This is a genomic window from Nonomuraea sp. LPB2021202275-12-8 (genome assembly GCF_037044575.1).
Taxonomy (GTDB): domain Bacteria; phylum Actinomycetota; class Actinomycetes; order Streptosporangiales; family Streptosporangiaceae; genus Nonomuraea.
The window spans coordinates 24,846-46,627 of sequence record NZ_JBAHWD010000007.1; the positions used below are offsets into that span (position 1 = coordinate 24,846).

The window sequence follows — 21,782 nt, forward strand, 5'->3', positions numbered from 1 at the left end:
CCGGAGATAAGCGGAGGAAACACTCATGGCGGACAAGCCCACCAAAGGCCTGGCCGATGTCGTCGCCGCGTCCACAGCGCTGAGCGACATCGACGGGAAGGCCGGTCGCCTCTTCTATCGCGGATACGACATCCACGACCTGGCCGGCCGCGCGACGTTCGAAGAGACCGCACACCTGCTGCAACGCGGCAAGCTGCCCGATCGGGCCGAGCTCGCCGCCTACGGCGAGGAGTTGGTGCGTGGCCGGGAGTTGGGCGCGCTGGTCTCGGCCAACATCTCCGAGATCGCCGAGAAGCAGAAACCGATGGAAGCGCTGCGCAGCCTGGTGTCGCTCTCCGGCGCGGACGATCCGGACAAGGACGGCATCTCCCACGAGGTGAACCTGGGCAAGGCCGCCCGCCTCACCGCGCAGCAGCCCCTGCTGGTCGCCCGCTACCACGCCGCCCGCAGCGGTGGACAGGTGCCCGACCCCGACCCTTCGCTCAGCATCGCCGGCAACTTCCTGCTCCAGGTCACCGGGCGGACGCCCAGCCAGCGCGAGGTCGAGATCTTCGACGCCTGCCTGGTGCTGCACGCGGACCACACCATGAACGCCTCCACCTTCGCCGCCCGCGTCTGCGCCGCGACCCAGTCGGACATGCACTCCGCCATCGTCGCCGCCATCGGCACGCTCAAGGGCCCGTTGCACGGCGGGGCGAACGAGCAGGTCATGAAGACCCTTGAGTCGATCTCCCCCTCGGGCGTGGCCCAGGCCGTGCGCGACAAGCTCGCCGCCGGAGAGAAGATCATGGGGTTCGGCCACCGCGTCTACAAGACCGAGGACCCGCGCGCGACCCACCTGCGACGCATGTCACAGGAACTGGCGGAGTCGACCGGCGACGACACCTATTACCGGATGTCCAAGGAGATGGAGGAGGTCGTCTTCGAGACGAAGAGCCTCTACCCGAACGTCGACTTCTACGCCGCGTCGGTCTACCACTACCTTGGAATCCCGACCGACCTGTTCACCCCTGTCTTCTCGATCAGTCGCATGTCCGGCTGGACCGCGCACGTGATCGAGCAGCACGCGGACAACCGCCTGATTCGCCCGGACAGCGAGTACATCGGCGAGACGGACCAGAAGTGGAAGCCGATCGACGAGCGATGAGCCCGGGCTGGAGAGAGCGAGGCACGATGCCGACGCAGGCCCGTAACGCATGCCACCGTGGGCTCGAGCGTTGACCGACAATTCCAGAAGCTGGGGGCCGTACCCGCTGATCCTGGCGGGTGCGGCTGTCGGCGTGGGCCTGATCTTCCTGGTCGACCCCCGGTGGGGCGGTTTCGCTCTGGGCGCCGTCCTCATGGTCGGCGCCGCGCTGCGCTTCGCCGGCTACGAGGGCCCCCTCGCCGTGCGCAGCAAGAACGCCGACGTCGCCACGCTCGGCCTGGCCGGCTTCGTCCTGGTGCTGAGCTCGCTCCTGCTCTACAACAACGAGCTGAAGGCCCTCATTGAGTCCCTTTTAGCCGGTTGACGGGCGTCCGATAGCCTCAAACGTATCCATTCATTGAAGGGGAACCATTCGCATGCCCAAGATCAAGGTGGAGGGTCCGGTCGTCGAGCTTGACGGCGACGAGATGACCCGGATCATCTGGCAGTTCATCAAGGACCAGCTGATCCTTCCCTACCTCGACGTCGACCTGAAGTACTACGACCTCGGCATCGAGCACCGCGACGCCACGGACGACCAGGTCACCATCGACGCCGCCAACGCCATCAGGAAGCACGGCGTCGGCGTCAAGTGCGCCACCATCACCCCGGACGAGGCGCGGGTCGAGGAGTTCGGTCTCAAGAAGATGTGGAAGTCCCCGAACGGGACCATCCGCAACATCCTCGGCGGTGTCATCTTCCGCGAGCCGATCATCATGTCCAACGTGCCGAGGCTCGTCCCCGGCTGGACCAAGCCGATCGTCGTCGGCCGTCACGCCTTCGGCGACCAGTATCGCGCCACCGACCTGAAGATCCCCGGTGAGGGCACGCTCACCCTCACCTACACGCCGAAGGACGGCTCCGAGCCGCTCGAGATCGACGTGTACGACTTCCCCGGCCCCGGCGTCGCGATGGCCATGTACAACCTGGACGAGTCGATCCGCGACTTCGCCCGCGCCTCCATGCGCTACGGCCTCAACCGCAACTACCCGGTCTACCTCTCGACCAAGAACACCATCCTCAAGGCGTACGACGGCCGCTTCAAGGACATCTTCGCCGAGGTCTACGAGAGCGAGTTCAAGGACGAGTTCGACAAGGCCGGACTCACCTACGAGCACCGCCTCATCGACGACATGGTCGCCGCGGCCATGAAGTGGGAGGGCGGCTACGTCTGGGCGGCGAAGAACTACGACGGCGACGTCCAGTCCGACACCGTCGCGCAGGGCTTCGGCTCGCTCGGCCTGATGACCTCGGTCCTGATGACCCCCGACGGCCGCACCGTCGAGGCCGAGGCCGCGCACGGCACGGTGACCCGCCACTACCGCGAGCACCAGAAGGGCAACGCCACCTCCACGAACCCGATCGCCTCGATCTTCGCGTGGACCCGTGGCCTGGCCCACCGCGGCAAGCTCGACAACACCCCCGCGGTGACCGAGTTCGCCAACACCCTGGAGCAGGTCTGTGTCGAGACGGTCGAGAGCGGCCAGATGACCAAGGACCTGGCGCTGCTGGTGGGCGGCGACGCCAAGTGGCTGACCACCCAGGACTTCCTGGGCGCGCTGGACGACAACCTCAAGAAGAAGATGGCCTGAGCCGTCTGACGTACGTGGAGGGCCGCCTGCGGGCGGCCCTTCGGCTGTCCAGACCATCTCTTGGGTGATCGCTGGCGTGGCGCAGTTGATCACCTGGGTAAGAGCCCCCCGTAACAGTCGTACGCGTCTCGGGGGGTTCGAATGCGACTGCGTTTCATCAGTGGCGTGGGTGTGGTCGCAGTCGCTGCGATCCTGGCCGGGTGTGGCTCGGAGCCGGTGGCCCAGGTCAAGGACACCAAGGCCGAAGCCGCCGCCAAGCTCCAGCGGAGCAAGGCCGCCAAGGTCGCGACCGCGGCCAAGGTCAAGGCCAACGAGCTGGGGCAGATCCCGGTGCTCATGTGGCACCGCATCGTCGACAAACCGGCCACCACCGACGACCGCACGCCGGCGAAGTTCCGTGAGGACCTCGAACGGCTCGTCAAGGACGGCTACGTGCCGATCACCGCCGCCGAGTTCGTCACCGGCAAGATCGACATCCCGGCGGGCAAGCACGCGGTCGTCCTCACCTTCGACGACTCCTCGCCCACCCAGCTCACGCTGGACGAGACGGGGGCGCCGAAGAAGAACACCGCGGTGGCGATCCTGCAGGAGGTGGCCGCCAAGCATCCGGGCTTCCGCCCGGTCGCCACCTTCTACGTCACCCGCGACATGTTCGGCAAGACCGTGCGCGAGGAGCAGGCGCAGATCCTGCTCTGGCTCAAGGACAACGGCTTCGACCTCGGCAACCACACGCGCGACCATCTCAACCTGCGCGGTCGCAGCCACAAGGAGGTCGAGGAGCAGATCGGCAGCATCGGCAAGCAGATCACCGCGCTGTCCTACACCAAGCCGGTCTCCATCGCCCTGCCGTACGGCAACCAGCCCAACAAGAAGGAGTGGGCCCTGCGCGGCAGCCTCTACAACCACCGTGGCGTCTTCCTGGCCGGCTACACGCCCGCGCCCTCGCCCTTCAGCCGGTCCTACGACCCGCTGGGCATCCCGCGCATCCGCGCCATGGACAAGAAGGGCGACTGCGCCCAGTTCTGCTCGACGGCCTGGCTCGACTGGCTGAAGAGCAACCCGGACATGCGCTACACCTCGGACGGGGACCCGGCCAGCGTGGCGTACCCGAAGTTCAAGAACCCGTTCCTGCGCACCTCGTTCAAGACCCGCGCGCTGCCGTACTAGGGAGTGTCAAGCCCCGGCTGGACGTCGGTCCGCCGGGGCTTCAGCGCGTCCGGGGCGGCGGCGCCGCCTGAGTTCCTGAGGACGGTGAACGTGATGCCGGCCCGCTGGAGCCGGTCGATGAGGGGGCGGCCCATGGCCGAGGCGGTGGTGAGCTGGCCGGCGCGGTCGGGGACGTCGTCGAAGGCCAGGCAGAGGGCCGACTCGGCGAGCATCTTGGCGGTCTCTCCGTAGCCCGGGTCGCCGCCCTCGACCTGCGTGACGACCCGGCGACCGCCACCTTTGCCGACGAAGGTGGCCTTGAACCAGTTTCCGGCGCGCTGCTCGGCGGTGGGGCCGTCGCCCGGCTGGAGGCGGCTCAGCAGCCAGTCACGGGCGGGCGGGATCTGGGCGAGCGTCAGCAGGGCGGTGGCGCCCGCGACCGCGGACAGGGCCGCCGGGAGGCGTCTGAACGCGAAGTGCTGCCGGTAGGTGAAGTCGGGGCCGTAGCGGTCGAGGAGGCGGGCCGAGCGGCCGACGATCTGGGGGTCGACGGTGGGCATCGGCAGCGCCCAGCCGCCGACGTACCGCAGGCCGCCCGGCTGCGAGCTGACCCTGCGGCCGGTCGGCGGAGGCTCGGCCGAGCGGCGCTGGATGGCCTGCTCCATGCCCTGGCGCAGGCGGGAGATGATCGAGACGGCCGAGTGGAAGGTGCCCCCCGACGCCGCCATGCGGGCGCGCAGGAAGCCGCTGACCTTGAGCGGGACCTTCTCCGGCAGTTGCTCGACCGTGAACAGGACTCCGAGGTCCCAGGGGATGGAGTCGAAGCCGCAGGCGTGCACGAGCTTGGCGCCCGAGCGCGCGGCCGCCGCGTCGTGGCGGAGGTACATCCTGTCGACGAACTCCGGCTCCCCGGTCAGGTCCAGGTAGTGGGTGCCCGCCTCGGCGCACGCGGCCACGAGCGGCTCGCCGTATCTGATGTACGGACCCACGGTGGTGACGACGACGCGTGCCTGCCGGGCGATCTCGGCCAGCGACGCGGGGTCGGTCGCGTCCGCGTGCAGGATCGGCACGTCGATCCCGAGCGCTTGGAGTTTGGTACGGTTGCGGCCGGCCATCGCCCACCTGACGTCAGGGCCGGCGGCCTCGGCGAGATAGGCGGCGGTGAGCGCTCCGGTGAACCCGCTGGCTCCGAAGAGCACGATGTCGTACGTACGGTCCATGATCTGCAGCCTTCACGAGGCGCGGACAGGGTGCAATGGCTACGCGTCACCATTCTTGACAGGGGCACGGCGAGCCGAGACGTCACGAACGGTTAACGGTCGGCTGTTAAGTAGCCGGGCGTCGTAAAGTTTGCGTCATCGGGCTTTGTGCACACGTGGGGAAGATGGATGCCGCAAATCTCGCCGCTCCTTGCCGGCGATCCCACCCAGCTGGGTTCCTTCCGGCTGTCCGGACGGATCGGCGAAGGCGGTCAGGGCATCGTCTTCCTGGGCGTCAACGAGCAGGACGAGCGTGCGGCCGTCAAGTTGCTGCACATGAAGTTCAGCGGTGACACGATCGCCCGCTCCCGCTTCGGCAGGGAGCTGAAGGCCGCCAAGCGGGTGGCCTCGTTCTGCACGGCCAGGGTCATGGAGGCCGACCTCGACGGCGACACGCCCTACATCGCCAGCGAGTACATCGAGGGGCCGGCCCTGCGGGACATCGTCGACAGCGAGGGGCCGCTGCGCGGCACGGTGCTCGACCGGCTGGCCATCGGCACGGCCACCGCGCTGACCGCGATCCACCACGCCTCCATCGTGCATCGCGACCTCAAGCCCGACAACGTGCTCATCGCGGCCGACGGGCCGCGGGTGGTGGACTTCGGGATCGCGCGGATCATCGACTCGACGGGGACGATCACCAGCCGGGCCATCGGGACGCCCGCCTACATGGCGCCGGAGCAGATCGCCGGTGACGAGGTCGGGCCCTACACGGACGTGTTCGCGTGGGGGGCGACGATCGCGTTCGCGGCCACCGGGAAGTCCGTGTTCGAGGGCAATTCCATCGCGAGCGTGCTCAACCGAATCCTCAACCACGAGGTGGACGTGAGCATGATGCCGGAGCCGCTGCGCGGCGTGGTGCGTTCGGCGCTGGCCAAGTCGCCCGCCGAGCGGCCGTCCGCCGACCAGATCCTGCTGAGGCTGCTCGGCCAGCCCGAGACCGTGGGCGCCTCCACGGCGGTGCTGAACCGGGGCGTGCAGGTGGCCAGCGACGACACCACGCCGTTCATGCGGATCTCGCCGACGCTCGCGCCGCAGACGGGCAGCGGGCCGCTGCGGCAGCAGACCGGCAGCGGGCCGCTGGGCCGGCAGACGGGCAGTGGCCCGCTGCAGCAGTCGACGGCGGGCGTCGCGCAGCAGGAGACCGATGGTGCGGCGTACCCGCAGGCTCCCTCCCGGGGCGGCGACACGGTCGCGCCCGCCCGGCGCGGGCGGGGGAGATGGTGGGCGGCGCTCGTCGTCGCGCTGGCCCTGGCCGCGGCCGGGTTCGCGGTGGCCGTGGCGAACGGCTGGCCGCCGCTGGCCTTCGGCCAGCGGCCCGAGCCGGGACCGAGCGGCGGTGACGTCCCGCCCACCTACTCCTCCGTGGCCGACAAGGTCGCCAGGACCGGGAAGATCGTGATCGGGGTGAAGGGCGACCTGCCGGGTGTCGGCCTCACGCGCGCCGGCGGCTTCGAGGGGTTCGACGTGGACCTCGCCCAGCGGATCGCGACGGAGCTGCGGGCCAAGGAGACCGAGTTCGTCGCCGTGTCCAGGGCGGACAGGGCGAGCGCGCTGGCCGACGGCAAGGTGGACCTGGTGGTCGCCACCTACTCCATCAACGACGGCGACGACGTGGAGTTCGCCGGCCCCTACTACCTCGCCCACCAGGACCTGCTCGTGCGCCATGGCTCCATCGACTCGGTCGACGACCTGAAGGGCAAGAGGATCTGCGCGATCAACAGCCCGTCCGTCGGCACGGTGCAGGACCGGGTGAAGGTGGAGCCGGTGCCGGCCGGCAACTACGCCGAATGCATGGACCTGCTCAGGAGCGGCAAGGTGGACGCGGTGCCCGGCGACGACCTCATCCTGGCGGGGTTCGCCAGCCGCGAGAACCAGCGCTTCAAGGTGCTCGGCGCCAAGCTGAACGACGAGCGCTACGGCATCGGGCTCAAGGAGGGCGACGTCAAGACCTGCAAGGCGATCAACGGCGTGATCGCGGACCTCTACCGCACCGGGTTCATCGAGCAGCTCATGACGAAGCACTTCGCGAACGTGGAGTTCACACCCGAGTCGAAGGTGCCCGCGATGAAGGCCTGCGGATGACGACCGGGTAACATCCGAAAGTCAGTGAATCTACCTGCGAGTTAGGGGAAGGCCATGGCCACGCCCGTCAAGGTGACCGTCACCGGAGCAGCCGGTCAGATCGGCTACGCGCTGCTGTTCCGCATCGCGTCGGGCCAGCTGCTGGGCGGGGACGTCCCGGTCAAGCTGAGCCTGCTGGAGATCCCGCAGGCGGTGAAGGCAGCCGAGGGCACCGCGATGGAGCTCGAGGACTGCGCGTTCCCGCTGCTCTCCGGCATCGAGATCACCGACAGCCCGGACGTCGCCTTCGCCGGCGCCAACGTCGCGCTGCTGGTCGGCGCCATGCCGCGTAAGGCCGGCATGGAGCGCGGCGACCTGCTCGGCGCCAACGGGGGCATCTTCGGCCCGCAGGGCAAGGCGATCAACGACCACGCCGCGGACGACATCAAGGTCCTGGTGGTCGGCAACCCGGCCAACACCAACGCGCTCATCGCCCAGCAGAACGCGCCCGACGTCCCGGCCGAGCGTTTCACCGCGATGACCCGCCTCGACCACAACCGCGCGCTCTCGCAGCTCGCGAAGAAGCTTCAGGTCCCGGTGACCGAGATCAAGCGCATGACGATCTGGGGCAACCACTCCGCCACGCAGTATCCCAACCTCTTCCACGCCGAGGTCGGCGGCAAGGTCGCGGCCGACCAGGTCGACGCCGAGTGGCTGCGTGAGACGTTCATCCCGACGGTGGCCAAGCGCGGCGCTGCCATCATCGAGGCCCGCGGCGCCTCCTCGGCCGCCTCAGCTGCCAACGCGGCCGTCGACCACGTCCACGACTGGGTCAACGGCACCGAGTGGACCTCGGCCGCGGTGGTTTCCGACGGCTCCTACGGGGTGCCCGAGGGGCTCATCTCGTCGTTCCCGGTGCGGGCCGCGGGCGGCAAGTTCGAGATCATCCAGGGGCTGGAGATCGACGGGTTCTCCCGTGAGCGCATCGACGCCTCCGTGCGCGAGCTCGAGGAGGAGCGCGACGCGGTGCGTGAGCTGGGCCTGATCTGACCTGCTCGGATCATCGGCGCGCGCCCGTCGTGGGCGCGCGCCGTTTCATTTCTTCTCCGTGGCCGGGCAGGTGGACGCCGGCCCGCCTCGTGCGGGCTCGGGCGTCGCGAACACCACTCCGGCGGCGACCGTCAAGCTGCACAGCATGATGAGGACGGCGAAGAGCACCTTCGTGACCCTTGGTGAAAAGCTCCTCACATTTCGGTATCAGAGCACAGATCCAGCGGCAGCATGGGTCATTTGCCAGAAAGCGCGTCCCAGGCGTCGGCGACGATGTCCCGCAGCGAGGTCCGCTCGGCCTTCCAGCCCAGCTCGCGCTGGATCTTCTCCGATGAGGCGACCAGCACGGCCGGGTCGCCGGGACGGCGGGGGCCGACGACCGTGGGGATCTCCCGTCCGGTGACCTCGCGGCAGACCGAGATCACCTCCTGCACGGAGAAGCCGGTGCCGTTGCCCAGGTTGTAGACCTTGTGCGCGCCCTCCTCGCAGGCCTCCAGCGCCAGCAGGTGGGCGCGCGCGAGGTCGGTGACGTGCACGTAGTCGCGCACGCACGTGCCGTCGGCCGTCGGGTAGTCGGTGCCGAACACGCTCACCGACTCGCGCTCGCCGGTGGCGACCTTGAGGACGTTGGGGATGAGGTGCGTCTCCACGGTGTGCCGCTCCCGGTAGCGGCCGTGGGCGCCGGCGACGTTGAAGTAGCGCAGGCTGACCGCGCCCAGGCCGCGCAGCACCGCGTACGCCGACAGCGCGGTGTCGACGGCCAGCTTCGAGGCGCCGTAGGGGTTCGTCGGCCGGGTGGGGTCGTCCTCCTGGACCGGGGCGCGCTCAGGCTCGCCGTAGGTCGCCGCCGTCGAGGAGAACACGATCTTGCGCACACCGCGCTCGTGCATGGCCTCCAGCAGCGCCAGCGTGCCGCCGAGGTTGTTGGCCCAGTAGAGGTCCGGCTTCTCCACCGACTCGCCGACCAGCGACTTGGCGGCGAAGTGCAGCACCGCGTCCACCCCGTCGAGCGCGCCGCCCGCGTCGGTGATCGGAGCCTGGACGAACGTCGCGCCGTCCGGCACCGCGTCCGCGTGGCCGGTGGACAGGTCGTCGAGCACCGTCACCTCGTGGCCGGCCTCGACGAGCAGGGCCGCGACGACGCTGCCGATGTATCCGGCTCCTCCGGTGACCAGCAGCCTCATGTTTACTCCTGTCCGAATCTGTTTGATTTTGTACGGCTTGGGGTTCAGCATACGCGGGAAAGCCGCCGAGTACGCTGCCAACCACCATGTTTGACACCGTCGCGGCCAACATCGCCCTGGTTCTGCTGTTCATCCTGGTGGGCGGGTTCTTCGCCGCCGCCGAGATGGCCATGGTCTCCCTGCGTGAGAGCCAGGTCCGCAAACTGTCCCATCTGGGCCGCCGTGGGGAGCGCGTGGCCAAGCTCGCCCGCGACCCCAACCGGTTCCTGTCCGCCGTGCAGATCGGCGTCACCGTCGCCACCATGCTCTCCGCCGCGTTCGGCGCAGACCGGCTCGGCATGCAGCTGTCTCCCGTCCTGGAAGCGTGGGGCGTGCCCGCCGCCGTCGCCCCCGTGCTCGCGCTCGTGCTGGTGACGCTGGCGATCTCGTACGTCTCCCTGGTGCTCGGAGAGCTGGCCCCCAAACGTCTGGCGCTGCAGCGGGCCGAGGGGTTGTCGCTGTTCGTCGCCCCCTTCCTCGACCGCATCGCCGCCCTGTCGCGGCCCATCATCTGGGCGCTGTCCAAGTCGACCGACGGCGTCGTCAGGCTGCTCGGCGGCAACCCGCAGGCCGACAGGGAGGAGGTGACCACCGAGGAGCTGCGCGACATGGTCGTCGGGCACGCCGAGCTGACCCCGGACGAGCGCAACCTGATCGCCGAGGTGTTCGCCGCCGGCAAGCGCCAGTTGCGCGAGGTGATGCTGCCGCGGACCGAGGTGGAGTTCATGGAGGTCGACACGCCGCTGGCCGAGGCCGCGGTGCTGGCCGCCGGGCTGCCGCACTCGCGCTTTCCCGTCTATCGCGAGTCCTACGACGAGGTCATCGGCTTCGTCCACGTCAGGGACCTGCTGGACCCGGTGCTCACCGGGCGGACCGAGCCGCTCAGCGAGCTGGTGCCGATCAGGCCCGCCAAGTTCGTGCCCGCCTCCAAACGCCTGCTCACCACGCTGTCGGAGATGCGTGACGAGGGGCAGCACATGGTCATCGTCATCGACGAGTACGGCGGCACCGCCGGCATCGTGACCATGGAGGACCTGGTCGAGGAGCTCATCGGCGACATCAGGGATGAGTACGACATCGAGGACGACACCGTGGTCCTGCCCGCGGGCGAGATCGAGATCGACGGCCTGACGAACCTCAACGACTTCAGCACCGAAACCGGCATCCGGCTGCCCGACGGACCCTACGAGACGCTGGGCGGATTCGTCATGGCCATGCTCGGGCACGTGCCGCAGCTGAACGAGAAGGTGGAGGTGCACGGCTTCGAGCTGACCGTCACCGAGCTCGACGGCCGCCGTATCGCCAGAGTGAGAGTGAAACGCCGAGCGGTGGTCGAGTCGCCGCCCGAAGTGGATTCCTGACACAATTGGCTGCTATGGCCAGACCTCGTGTTCTCTCCGGCATCCAGCCCACAGCGGACTCCTTCCACCTGGGCAACTACCTGGGTGCGGTTCGTCAATGGGTCACGCTGCAGGAGACCCACGACGCCTTCTACTGTGTGGTGGACCTGCACGCGATCACCATCCCGACCGAGCCCGCCGCCCTGCGCCGCCGCAGCCGCGTCGCCGCCGCGCAGCTCTTCGCCGCCGGGCTCGATCCGGACCGCGCCACCGTCTTCGTGCAGTCGCATGTCCGCGAGCACACCGAGTTGGCCTGGATCCTCATCTGCCTGACCGGCATGGGCGAGGCCGCCCGGATGACCCAGTTCAAGGACAAGTCCGCCAAGTTCGGCGAGAACGCCGCCAGCGTCGGCCTGTTCACCTACCCGATCCTGCAGGCCGCCGACATCCTGATCTACCAGGCCAACAGCGTGCCCGTCGGCGCCGACCAGAAGCAGCACCTGGAGCTGACCCGCGACCTCGGCCAGCGCTTCAACCACCGCTTCGGCGACACCTTCACCATCCCGGAGCCGTACATCCTCAAGGAGGTCGAGAAGATCACCGACCTCCAGGAGCCGTCGGCGAAGATGTCCAAGTCCTCCTCCAGCCCCGCCGGCATCCTGGACGTCCTGGAGCAGCCGGGGCCGCTGCGCAAGAAGGTCATGCGCGCGGTCACCGACACCGGGTCCGAGGTGCTGTTCGACGAGGAGAACAAGCCGGGCATCTCCAACCTGCTGCGCATCCAGTCCGCGCTGACCGGGACCGCCATCCCCGACCTCGTCTCGCGCTACGAGGGGCAGGGGTACGGGACGTTCAAGAAGGCGGTGGCGGAGGCCGTGGTCGAGACGTTCACGCCGATCCGTGAGCGCACCGAGAAGCTGCTGGCCGACGAGGCCGAGCTGGACCGCCTGCTGGCCGCCGGGGCCGAGCGGGCGCGTGCCGTGGCCAGGCGGACCATGGACGAGGTGCGGGACCGGGTCGGGTTCCTGCCCAGCCTCTGACGCTCCGGCTTGTCATATCGATATTCGATAGCTAGATTAGATGAGACATCGATTATCGATACTCCCTGGAGTGTTCCGTGGCTGTTTCCGCAAGCGCGCTCGGCCGGTTGACCCGCACGCCCTCCGGCTTCGCGGCGCTCGCCGTGGTCGCCGGAGGGATCGCCGGCCTGGCGATCTTCTCCCGGGCCGGGCTCTTCGGCCTCACCGACGGCCTCGTGGTGGCGCGGGCCTTCGGGTCGTACGGCATTCCCGTCGACGATCTCCACGAGATGGCCCGGCCGGGGGTCCTGCCCTCGGCGGGAGAGCTCAGCTTCATCGACGCGACACCCACCGCGACCCAGTACCTCTGGCAGGCGCTGACCACCCTGCCCGGGGCGGTCCTGACCGCCGGCGCCCTCTTCCTGCTGGGGCGGCTGCTCTGGCAGGCTCGTGGTGGCGCCTACGTGCCACGGGTCGCCCGCCAGGCGCGCGGCCTGGGCTGGTGGCTGCTGATCGGCGGCATCCTTGCCGCCGCGGTCGAGGAGATCGCGATGATCAGGCTCCTGGACACGGTCGCCCTGCAGGTGGACACCGCCTTCAGGCTGCGCGAGGCGCCGGTGGTGGTGCTGCTGGCCGGGCTGGGCATGCTGCTGGTCGGGAGCGTGCTGCGCGACGGTGTGCGGATGCGTGAAGACCTGGAAGGGACCGTTTGATGCCTGCCGAGATGGAGGCCCACGCCATCACCGTCCACCTGGACCGGCTGCTGGCCGAGCGCGGCATGACGCTCACCGAGCTGGCCGACCGGGTCGGCGTGACCGTGGTCAACCTGTCCATCTTGAAGAACGGCCGGGCCAAGGCCATCAGGTTCACCACGCTGACGAAGATCTGCGAAGTCCTCACGTGCCAGCCGGGGGATCTGCTCGGCTACGAGTCCGGCGAGCGGTGAGGGGCGTCCCGGGGGATTCGAGGCCCTGCGCCAGGGCAGATCTGCCGGTATCCGGGCACCTGAGAGGCGGCGCGCGAGACCGTGATGGCGAGCCTGACCGAGCGAGTGGCGTCGGCCAAGAGCCGTGGACGCCGGCTGATGGAGCACTGGCGCGTCCGCAGGCCGTCCGTCGACCGCCTGATCAGGACCGTCCAGCGCTATCAGGGCCAGTCGGGTGACCGGCTGGCGGGCGCGGTCACCTACTTCGCGTTCCTGTCGTTCTTCCCGCTGCTCGCGCTCGCCTTCGCGCTGCTCGGCTACGTGCTGGCGTTCAACCAGAACGTGGAGCAGGCTCTGCGTGAGGCGATCACCGAGCGGCTGCCCGGCGTGGCCGACCAGCTCGACCTGAGCTACATCGAGGACGCCAAGGCGACCGCGGGGGTCATCGGCCTGCTCGGCCTGCTGTATGCGGGCCTGGGTGCGGTCGACGCGCTGCGCGGGGCGCTGCGGGAGATCTCGATGGCAACCACGCCGCCGCCCAACTTCGTCCTCGGCAAGCTGCGCGACCTGGTCTCGCTCATCATGCTCGGGGTGACGCTGATCGTGTCCGTGCTGGCCGGCGGGCTGGCCACGCAGGCGACGCGCAACGTCGCGCTCTTCCTGTTCGGCGACAGCTCGCCGGTGGTCACGGCGGCGACCTGGCTCGTGGGAATGCTGGGCAGCGTGGCGGCTGACTGGCTGCTGTTCGTGGTCCTGCTGGGCTGGGTGGCCCGCCCGCTCCAGCCGTTCCGGGTGATCGCCCAGGGGGCGCTGATCGGCGCGATCGGCTTCGGCGCGCTCAAGCAGGTCGCGTCGCTGCTGCTCGCCCAGACCCTGGGCAACCCGGTGTACGGCGCGTTCGCGGTCATCGTCGGGCTGCTGATCTGGATCAACATCTCCGCGCGCCTGGTGCTCTACGTGGCCGCCTGGACCGCCACGGCCGGGTTCGACCCCCCGCCCGCCCCCTCGCCCGTCCCGTCCATGCCGGAGGCGGCCCGGCCGGCCGAGGAGGCCAGGCCGAACCAGGCGTCACAGCCGTGACCTGCGCCTGCGGCGGATGCCGTAGCCGAGCCAGAGCAGCCCGAACAGCAGGCCGCCGCCGATGACGGCGGCGCCGATCGTGCGGCTGCTGCTGGTCTGCTCGGCCGCGGCATGGTCGAGCAGCGGTCGGGCGGCGGACGTGCCGCTCGGCGCGGCGGCCGGCGAGCTGGCCACCGGGGCGGCCTGCTGGACCGGGGCCTGGACGGGGAGCGGGTCGACGAGCTGCCCGACCGGGGTGACCTTGCCCCTGGCGGCGAAGCCCCAGTCGAGCAGGTCGGCCACCTCCTCCCAGAAGTAGCCCTCGTGCCGCATGATCGACACGATGATCGTGTGCCCGTTGCGGGTGGCCGCGCCGACGAAGGCGCCCTGCGCCTTGGAGGTCCAGCCGTTCTTGACGCCGATCATGCCCTTGTAGCGCCACAGCAGCTTGTTGTGGTTGCTGATCTCGTAGTACTTCTTCGGCGCCGGGAACTTCGCAGTCTTCGTACTGATATATCGGCGGAAATCGGGGTTGCCGAGGCCCGCTCGGGCGATGAGCGCCAGGTCATAGGCCGAGCTGCTCTGCCCCGGCTTGTCCAGCCCACTGGGCGTCTTGGCCACGGTGTCGTTCGCCTGCAGGCGCTTGGCCTCGGCGTTCATGTCGCTCATCGTCTTGGCCAGGCCGCCGTTGGTCTCGGCCAGCGCCATGGCGGCGTCGTTGCCCGAGGACATCATCAGCGCCTTGAACAGGTCTTCGACCTTGTAGATCGGCTTGGGCTGCAAGCCGACCGCGCTGCCCTCCTGGTTGACCGCGTTGCGGCTCGGCTTGACCGTGAGGTCCTTGTCGAGCTTGGGAATCAGCGTGAGCGCGGTGAGCGTCTTGAGGGTGCTGGCCGGCAGGTAGCGCCCGTGGGCGTTCCTGGCGGCGAGCACCTGGCCCGTCCCATGATCGGCGATCACGAACGAGGTCGCCTTGGTCTTCGGCGGCGCCTTGACGCCGTCGGGTTTGACCAGGCCGCGGCCGGCGAGTTCGTCGCCGCCCACCGGCGGGGTCGTCGGCGAGGCGAGCGCGGCCCCTGCGAGGGGACCTGCGAAAGTGACCGCGGTGAGGAGTGCCGTGGCAGGCACCAGTTTCGTCCACATTACGGACTCAGCGTAGCTTCGTGTTGTTGCCCATGTGGCGACACATCCCCCGATGGTCCATCTTCGATACTAGAGAGAGCGTCATGTCACGAAAGATCGCCGGATTCCTCATCGCACTCGGCGTGTTCATGGTCTTCGAGTGGATCAACCTGGGGTTTAACCTGGCCGATGGGCACGAGACCGCTTTCTACGTGATCCACGGCATCCTGATCGCTGTCAACCTCGTCCTGGGTCTCGTGCTCATGGTCATCGGGGTGCGTGGTTTCCGCAGAGGGCGCGCCGGGTGAGGGCGTGCAGCTCGTCGGCCTGGCTCCGGGAGTCGCCGATGGAGGTGAAGCCCAGCTTGCCGTGGTCGGGGATGGCGCCCAGCAGGTGGAAGACGTTGCCCGTGCGCGACTTCGGGTCGAAGCCCAGGCCGAGCCGTTCGACCGTGCGCACGACCTCGCCCGGGGTGCGCCCGCGCAGGCAGGTGGCCGAGCAGTTGTCGGTCGCGGTGTAGTACTTGGGCTGGTCGCCTGCCATGAGCAGGCCGGTGTCCGGGTCGTAGGTGGCCCCGGTGGTGAGCAGCGCGGCCCCGTACGGGTGAGTGGTGCCGCCGATGCGCAGGTTGATCTCGCACAGCAGCGCGGCGTAGCCCGCGTCGGTCTTCATGGCGAAGAAGTCCATGCCGAACAGCCCGACCACGCCCTTGCCCGCCAGGATCTCGGCGATCCTGGCGGCCGAGGCGCCAACCTCGGCGCGGTACTCGGGCGCCGCCGGGAACGTGCAGCCCTGGTAGACGTCGTTGTTGGGCCCGCCGAGCACCTGGTCGTGGGTGGCGAGCACCTCGTGGTGCCCGCCTGGCGAGACGCGGGCCAGCGCGCTGGGGTAGAACAGCGGCCGGTGCTCGATGAACTCCTCGACGACGGCTCCCCGCTCCAGGGCCTTGCCGGTGAAGCTGAACCAGGTCTCCCCGTCGGCCGAGAAGCTGGTCCGCGACCGGTCGTCCTTGGTGAGGATGGCGTTGCCCAGCCCCGAATAGCCGTCGTTCAGCTTGACGATCACCCGCTCGCCCGGCAGCGACTCGATCGCGTCCTCGATCTCGGTGAGGGTGTACAGGTCGCCGAAGCCGCGGGCCATCGGCACGCCCGCGGCGGTCCCCACCTCGCGCGAGCCGCTCTTGGAGCCGTAGTAGGCCAGCGCGGTGGCCGGACCGTAGAGGGGAACGTTGAGTGACCGTGCGAGTTCCTCCTCCAGCTCGCTGAGCACGAAGGGGACCAGCCAGGCATCCCCGTCGATCACGGACCGTAGCCGCCCCAGGGCATCAGGACGGGAAAGTAACGTTCTGGTCAGTGGCTGGAGATCCGGCTCGTCGAGGCTGATGAGTTCGAGCCGCTTGCGGGCGTCGTCCGGATCGGGCAGGAATCCGAGGTAGTAGTCGACGATCTCGGGATCGACCGGCGCTGAAGAGAGGTAGACCACTTTCACCCCGGGCCGGCGGAGCGTCATGAGCAGGAAGAGCAGGCGCTCTTCGTAGCATCGCGCTCCGGTGATGCGGCGCAGCTCATCCTGGGGAAGGGAGAGCGAGGGTACGACCACCAGGGTCCCCTCGCCCGGCTCGAAGATGCTCAACCTGGCATACTTCTCCCCGAACGGGATATTAGTGATCATATAGCGAGTGAAACACGCATTCTTCGCGAATGCAGCCAGCGCAGTAGTGTCATGACCATGACAGAAGGTGACACGATTCGGAATCGCTGACCACGTTTGGGAACGGCGACCACGGGTCACCATTTAATGATCCCTTGTGACTATTTTCGGGTCACGTTTTCGGTCACGGAGCGTGACGACCGGCGGTTACGGGCACGCAGTCGGCTAACTTTTGGTGTAGTTGTCGGCGCGAAGTCTCACGAGAGCGATAAAGTCGAAGCATCGCCAGGTTCCACGGCCGACCGCTGTGTTTCCGGGCTGCGGCGGTTGTCGATCATCAGACGACACAGAGCCGCGACCCCGTGCTGACGATCTCTGGCACCGAAACCAGTGGGTGTGGCAACTGATTCGCGGACGACTGCTCCGATCCGAACAGCCTCCGTGGGACGAATGACGAGATACGGCGCTATGAGCGGTGCGATCCGGGCATGGGAGATCGCATGGCATGGGACGGGATGGTGACAGATGCAGGGACGTGAGCTTCGGGGGGAACTCGACGCGTTCCTGGCGGAGACGGAGCAGGATCTGGTGGCGTTCCGTCGCGACCTGCACATGCATCCTGAGCTGGCCTTCGCCGAATATCGCACGACTCAGCGGATCGCCGAGCGGCTGCTGGCCGCCGGTCTGGTCCCCTCGGTGCTGCCGCGCGGCACCGGCCTCATCTGCGACGTGGGCAGCGGCGACGGTCCCACTGTGGCGTTGCGCGCCGACATCGACGCGCTGCCGCTCCAGGACGAGAAGGAGCTGCCCTACCGCTCGGCCGTCACCGGCGCCTGCCACGCGTGCGGGCACGACGTCCACACCACGGTGCTGCTCGGCACCTCGCTCTTCCTCGCCCAGCAGGCCGCGGCCGGGCTGCTGCCGGGCCGCGTGCGCCTGATCTTCCAGCCCGCCGAGGAGCTCCCCGGCGGCGCGCTCGAGGTCATGGCCCAGGGCGGCATCAGCGGCGTGGAGCGCATCTTCGGCCTCCACTGCGACCCTCGCGTCGACGTCGGGCAGGTCGGGCTCAAGGCCGGGCCCATCACCTCCGCCTGCGACAAGCTCGTGATCAGGGTGTCCGGACCCGGCGGTCACACCGCCAGGCCGCACCTCACGGCCGACCTGGTCTTCGCCCTCGCCAAGATCCTCACCGAACTGCCCGCCGCGCTGTCGCGCCGCGTCGACCCGCGCTCCTCGCTCAGCCTCGTCTGGGGCAAGGTCGAGGCGGGCTCGGCCGCCAACGCCATCCCTGACGGCGGCGTGGCCGAAGGCACGGTGCGCTGCCTCGACGAGGACGCCTGGCACGCCGCCCCGGACCTGATCAAGTCCCTGCTGGAGGCCGTCGCCGGCGCCTACGGCATCGAGGCCACGATGGAATACACCCGCGGCGTGCCGCCCGTGGTCAACGACGAGGTCAGCGTGGAGATGCTGGCCGAGGCCGCGGAGCGCGCCCTGGGCGCCGGCGCCGTGGTGGCGACGCAACAGTCGCTCGGCGGCGAGGACTTCGCCTGGTACCTGGAGTCGATCCCCGGCGCGTTCGCCCGGCTCGGCACCCGCTCACCGGAGTCGGGCGTCACCTACGACATCCACCAGGGCACCTTCGACGTGGACGAGCGGGCCATCGCCATGGGCGTCCGCCTCATGGCCACCACCGCGCTGACCGCCCTCTTCGAGGACAGCCACATGCCTGCGGCCGACGAGATCACCTCGGCGCTCGCCTGAACCTCACGCGCGCACGGCGGCGAAGGACCGGCTGGCCTTCGCCGCCGCCGCGTTTCAGGACAGCCGGCCGAAGACGATCGGCAGCTTGAGCGAGGAGTGCCCGGGCGACACCGTGACCTTGGTGCCCGCCGGGTAACGCAGGGTGTAGTCGTAGTCCGTCGAGATGATCACGACGCCGATCCTGTGTCCCTTCTTGAACACGTAGTCCTGCGGCTGGAAGTCCCAGGTGAAGCCGTACTCCTTGCCCGGCCTGAGCGGCTCGGTCCGGTCGGCCCGATGGCGGTTGCGGGCGTCCAGCCAGCCCCTGGTGACGATCTTGTACGGGGTCACAGCCGTGCCGAGCCGGCGCAGGGCCGTGCAGCCGGTGTCACCCGGGATGCCCTGGCCGTAGCAGAGGGTCTCACCGGTCGGCACCAGGGTGCCGTTGGGCCGCGTGTCCGTGCCGTAGTCCACGAGCAGGGCCGTCAGGTACGGAGAGGCGCCGTCCTTCAGTGAGGCCCGCACCGACACCGTGGGCGTGCCCGAGATGCGCACGTCCGTGGGCAGCGTGCTCGTGAGGTACGCCAGGCGGTTGGGATCCGGCGCGGGCGCGGCCTCCACGAGCTGCTCGGCCGTGCGGGTCTTCTGGTCGACGAAGGACTCGCGGGCGGACAGCGGGCGGGGCAGGAGGCCCAGCTTGCCGCCCGAGCCCAGCCACAGGCGCACCGGCGCGGCGCCTGGCAGCGGCCACGACGCGTGCCGGCCCCACTGGCCTGCGGCGATCTCCACGTCGGCCTGCGGCTCGCGCATGATGCCGCTGTCGATCCCGTACAGCCAGTGGTCGAACCAGCCGTGGAGCTGGCGCAGCCATTCGGCGGTGCGCAGGTTGAAGGGGTTCATGTGGGTGCCCTGGTGCAGCCAGATCTTGCGCGGCACGCCGCGCTCCGCCAGGGCGTACCACCACTGGGCCGCCTGCTTGGTCTTGACGTTCCAGTCGTTGAGCCCGTGCACCAGGAAGACGCTGGCCTTCACCTTGCGCACGTCGTTGAGATAGTTGCGGGCGTCCCAGAACGGGGTGTAGTCGCCGGTGATCCGGTCCTGGGTGGCCGTCAGCCGGTCCATCACCGGACCGCACACTTCCTGGCCGTTCTCCCGGGTGAGCACGTACTTGGCCAGCACGTCGGCGTCCTCGCCCTGGAACCCGCCGGGCGCGAGCACGCCGCCGTTGGCCCGGTAGTAGTCGTACCAGGAGGAGATCGCGGCGATCGGCACGATCGTCTCCAGGCCCTTGACGCCGGTGGAGGCGACCGCGTTGGGCAGCGTGCCGTTGTAGGAGACGCCGATCATGCCGACATTGCCGGTCGACCACGTCGCCTCGACCGGGGCGCCCTCGGCGTCGAAGCCTCTGGCGCGGCCGTTCAGCCAGTCGATCGCGGCCTTGGGGCCGGCCGTCTCGTTGCGGTCGCCGGTGGTGGGGCACCCGGTGGCACGGCCGCTGCCGACGTTCTCCACCAGGGCGATGGCGTAGCCGCGGGGCACGAAGTAGTTGTCGTAGTAGCCGTCGAACGGCTCGGCGGCGAGCTTGTTCGCCGCCCGGAGCGTGCTGGGCAGCGGATTGCCGTGCTCGTCGACGTCCACCACGTGGTTTGACACGTCGTTGCCGCCGGCGTAGTACGGGCTGGACTCCATGATCACCGGGACCTTGAGGCCCTGGTCGGTCTCCTTGGGGCGCAGGATGTCGACGGCGACGCGGTCGGGCCGGCCGTCGCCGTCGCTGTCGGTGCCCGCGACCTCGACGAAGACGGTCTGCGTGATGGCGTCGGCGCGGGAGAAGACCGGTTGGGTGGCGTTGTTCTCGATCTTGATGGCGGGGGTGTCCGCTGTGGCCGGCACGGTGGTCATGGCCAGTACCATGACCGCCGCGATGGGCACGGCGATTGCCTTCCAGGGGTGCATGACGGGACTCCAGACGATTTTTCCACCGTTGGTGGGAATCTCTGCCATGATCGATCGGTGGGCATGGGCCTGGCGAGACCCAAAAACCGGCAAAGCTTTCCGCCCCTGGCCAGGGGATGTTCGAGCGCACGTCAGGTCACGGACGCGCTTGATGTCGATAACGGAGCGGTTGCGACCCTGTGCGGCGGTTTGGTATGCCCTGGTCAACCAACTATCTTCCGTGCAGGGTTGCCGTACATTTCTTCGCGCCCGCGATGAAGTTTGACGGCGGGGAAATGGAAGGGAGTCGCCTTGCTCAGCAAGCGATTCGGCAGGTTGGCGACCGGCACGGTAGCCGGTGCCATGCTCATGGCAGTCGCGGCCTGCGGCGGTGGCAGCACAGGGGCGGAGACGACGGCGAGCGCTCAGCCCACCAGCGACGCCAGCAGCGCGCCGGCGGCGGCCGCGCTCAAGGTCGGCCTCGCGTTCGACATCGGCGGTCGTGGCGACAAGTCGTTCAACGACGCCGCCTACGCCGGCCTGGAGAAGGCCAAGACCGAGCTCGGCGCCGAGATCAAGGAGCTGAGCCCCGCCTCCGACGGCTCCAACCGCGGTGAGCTGCTGCGCCAGCTGGCCGACGCGGGCTACAACCCGATCATCGGCGTCGGCTTCGCCTACGGCGAGGACATCAAGAAGACGGCCGAGGAGTACCCCGAGATCCAGTTCGCGGTCGTCGACTCGGCCTCCAACGCCCCCAACGTCACCGGCCTGCTGTTCGCCGAGGAGCAGGGCTCCTACCTGGCGGGCGTCGCCGCGGCGACCAAGGCCAAGAGCGGCCACGTCGGCTTCGTCGGCGGCGTCGAGAACGACCTGATCAAGAAGTTCGAGGCCGGGTTCGCGGCCGGCGTCAAGTCGGTCAAGGCCGACGCCAAGATCGACGTGAAGTACCTCACCCCCGACGGTGACTTCAGCGGCTTCAAGGCCCCCGAGAAGGGCAAGGTCGCGGCCGAGAAGATGTACCAGGACGGCGCGGAGATCGTCTACCACGCCTCCGGCGACTCCGGCCTCGGTGTGTTCCAGGCGGCGGCCGCGGCCAAGAAGAAGGCCATCGGCGTCGACTCCGACCAGCGCCAGACCATCAAGGAGACCGACCTGCAGTCGGTCATCCTGACCTCGATGCTCAAGCGCGTGGACGTCGGCGTCTTCGAGTTCATCAAGGCCTTCCAGGGCGGCGCCAAGGGCGGCAGCAACATCACATACGACCTCAAGGTCGACGGCGTGGGCCTGGCCACCACCGGTGGCGAGATCGACGACATCAAGGACAAGCTCGACGAGGCCAAGAAGGGCATCGTCGACGGCACGATCACCGTTCCGGCCAAGCCGTAACCTGCGAGTTCCGAACATCGACCGAGGGCCCGGCGTCACCGAGACCCGGGCCTTCGGCCTATCTGCCAGGCTCTAGGAGAGATCGA

At 68.9% G+C, this 21,782-nt stretch carries 20 protein-coding genes; 14 read left to right on the forward strand and 6 right to left on the reverse strand.

What is annotated here, in order from left to right; all coding sequences use genetic code 11:
- Positions 1–25 precede the first annotated feature (25 nt).
- The 4 genes from V5E28_RS15450 (at position 26) to V5E28_RS15465 (ending at position 3,945) form a co-directional block, all read left to right on the forward strand.
- The gene (locus tag V5E28_RS15450) at positions 26–1,147 is read left to right on the forward strand and encodes a citrate/2-methylcitrate synthase (RefSeq protein WP_336207567.1); all 1,122 of its coding nucleotides are present in this window, start codon (positions 26–28) and stop codon (positions 1,145–1,147) included.
- Positions 1,148–1,217: 70 nt separating this feature from the next.
- Positions 1,218–1,511: a DUF3017 domain-containing protein gene (locus V5E28_RS15455; RefSeq protein WP_336207568.1), complete on the forward strand. Its 294-nt coding sequence runs from the start codon at positions 1,218–1,220 to the stop codon at positions 1,509–1,511.
- 52 nt (positions 1,512–1,563) lie between these two features.
- Positions 1,564–2,778, forward strand: coding sequence for an NADP-dependent isocitrate dehydrogenase (locus V5E28_RS15460; protein WP_336207569.1), 1,215 nt, complete (start codon positions 1,564–1,566; stop codon positions 2,776–2,778).
- A gap of 165 nt (positions 2,779–2,943) precedes the next feature.
- Positions 2,944–3,945, forward strand: a complete 1,002-nt coding sequence (locus V5E28_RS15465; RefSeq protein WP_336207570.1) for a polysaccharide deacetylase family protein — start codon at positions 2,944–2,946, stop codon at positions 3,943–3,945.
- Here the strand turns inward: V5E28_RS15465 and V5E28_RS15470 are convergent.
- Positions 3,942–5,144, reverse strand: a complete 1,203-nt coding sequence (locus V5E28_RS15470) for a saccharopine dehydrogenase family protein (RefSeq protein WP_336207571.1) — start codon at positions 5,142–5,144, stop codon at positions 3,942–3,944. The genes V5E28_RS15465 and V5E28_RS15470 overlap by 4 nt on opposite strands.
- Positions 5,145–5,312: 168 nt before the next feature.
- Here V5E28_RS15470 and V5E28_RS15475 point away from each other — a divergent pair, with 168 nt between their 5' ends.
- Together V5E28_RS15475 and V5E28_RS15480 are read left to right on the forward strand one after the other, a co-directional pair.
- Entirely contained in the window at positions 5,313–7,268 is a 1,956-nt protein-coding gene (locus V5E28_RS15475) for a bifunctional serine/threonine-protein kinase/glutamate ABC transporter substrate-binding protein (RefSeq protein ID WP_336207572.1), read from the forward strand.
- A 54-nt stretch (positions 7,269–7,322) separates the two neighbouring features.
- Positions 7,323–8,297: a malate dehydrogenase gene (locus V5E28_RS15480; RefSeq protein ID WP_336207573.1), complete on the forward strand. Its 975-nt coding sequence runs from the start codon at positions 7,323–7,325 to the stop codon at positions 8,295–8,297.
- A gap of 45 nt (positions 8,298–8,342) precedes the next feature.
- Here V5E28_RS15480 and V5E28_RS15485 read toward each other — a convergent pair whose 3' ends face one another.
- Positions 8,343–8,465, reverse strand: a complete 123-nt coding sequence (locus V5E28_RS15485; protein ID WP_336207574.1) for a hypothetical protein — start codon at positions 8,463–8,465, stop codon at positions 8,343–8,345.
- A gap of 68 nt (positions 8,466–8,533) precedes the next feature.
- Positions 8,534–9,481 (reverse strand): UDP-glucose 4-epimerase GalE, encoded by a 948-nt coding sequence (galE, locus tag V5E28_RS15490; protein WP_336207575.1) that lies wholly within the window; start codon positions 9,479–9,481, stop codon positions 8,534–8,536.
- A gap of 86 nt (positions 9,482–9,567) precedes the next feature.
- On the opposite strand from galE, the gene V5E28_RS15495 reads away from it, so the two are divergent.
- From V5E28_RS15495 to V5E28_RS15515, 5 genes are all read left to right on the forward strand, one after another.
- The gene (locus tag V5E28_RS15495; RefSeq protein ID WP_336207576.1) at positions 9,568–10,881 is read left to right on the forward strand and encodes a hemolysin family protein; all 1,314 of its coding nucleotides are present in this window, start codon (positions 9,568–9,570) and stop codon (positions 10,879–10,881) included.
- A gap of 14 nt (positions 10,882–10,895) precedes the next feature.
- Entirely contained in the window at positions 10,896–11,900 is a 1,005-nt protein-coding gene (gene trpS / locus V5E28_RS15500) for a tryptophan--tRNA ligase (protein ID WP_336207577.1), read from the forward strand.
- A 77-nt stretch (positions 11,901–11,977) separates the two neighbouring features.
- Entirely contained in the window at positions 11,978–12,592 is a 615-nt protein-coding gene (locus V5E28_RS15505) for a hypothetical protein (RefSeq protein WP_336207578.1), read from the forward strand.
- Positions 12,592–12,825 carry a helix-turn-helix domain-containing protein gene (locus V5E28_RS15510; RefSeq protein ID WP_336207579.1) on the forward strand — a complete coding sequence of 78 codons (234 nt, stop codon included), beginning with the start codon at positions 12,592–12,594 and terminating at the stop codon, positions 12,823–12,825. Before V5E28_RS15505 ends, V5E28_RS15510 begins: the two co-directional genes overlap by 1 nt.
- An 84-nt stretch (positions 12,826–12,909) precedes the next feature.
- Positions 12,910–13,884, forward strand: coding sequence for a YihY/virulence factor BrkB family protein (locus V5E28_RS15515; protein WP_336207580.1), 975 nt, complete (start codon positions 12,910–12,912; stop codon positions 13,882–13,884).
- On the opposite strand, the gene V5E28_RS15520 is transcribed toward V5E28_RS15515, so the two are convergent.
- Positions 13,873–15,006 carry a D-alanyl-D-alanine carboxypeptidase family protein gene (locus tag V5E28_RS15520; protein ID WP_336207581.1) on the reverse strand — a complete coding sequence of 378 codons (1,134 nt, stop codon included), beginning with the start codon at positions 15,004–15,006 and terminating at the stop codon, positions 13,873–13,875. The two genes, V5E28_RS15515 and V5E28_RS15520, sit on opposite strands and share 12 nt — an antisense overlap.
- 83 nt (positions 15,007–15,089) lie before the next feature.
- Here V5E28_RS15520 and V5E28_RS15525 point away from each other — a divergent pair, with 83 nt between their 5' ends.
- Positions 15,090–15,293 carry an SCO4848 family membrane protein gene (locus V5E28_RS15525; RefSeq protein ID WP_336207582.1) on the forward strand — a complete coding sequence of 68 codons (204 nt, stop codon included), beginning with the start codon at positions 15,090–15,092 and terminating at the stop codon, positions 15,291–15,293.
- Here V5E28_RS15525 and V5E28_RS15530 read toward each other — a convergent pair.
- Positions 15,253–16,656: a peptide ligase PGM1-related protein gene (locus V5E28_RS15530; protein WP_336207583.1), complete on the reverse strand. Its 1,404-nt coding sequence runs from the start codon at positions 16,654–16,656 to the stop codon at positions 15,253–15,255. The two genes, V5E28_RS15525 and V5E28_RS15530, sit on opposite strands and share 41 nt — an antisense overlap.
- A gap of 504 nt (positions 16,657–17,160) precedes the next feature.
- Between V5E28_RS15530 and V5E28_RS15535 the strand changes: the two genes are divergently transcribed.
- Positions 17,161–18,396, forward strand: coding sequence for a M20 family metallopeptidase (locus tag V5E28_RS15535; protein WP_336207584.1), 1,236 nt, complete (start codon positions 17,161–17,163; stop codon positions 18,394–18,396).
- Between the two features lie 54 nt (positions 18,397–18,450).
- Here the strand turns inward: V5E28_RS15535 and V5E28_RS15540 are convergent, their stop codons facing one another.
- Positions 18,451–20,331, reverse strand: coding sequence for a Xaa-Pro dipeptidyl-peptidase (locus V5E28_RS15540; protein ID WP_336207585.1), 1,881 nt, complete (start codon positions 20,329–20,331; stop codon positions 18,451–18,453).
- Positions 20,332–20,622: 291 nt separating this feature from the next.
- On the opposite strand from V5E28_RS15540, the gene V5E28_RS15545 reads away from it, so the two are divergent.
- Positions 20,623–21,696 (forward strand): BMP family lipoprotein, encoded by a 1,074-nt coding sequence (locus V5E28_RS15545; protein WP_336207586.1) that lies wholly within the window; start codon positions 20,623–20,625, stop codon positions 21,694–21,696.
- The last annotated feature ends 86 nt before the right edge of the window (positions 21,697–21,782 follow it).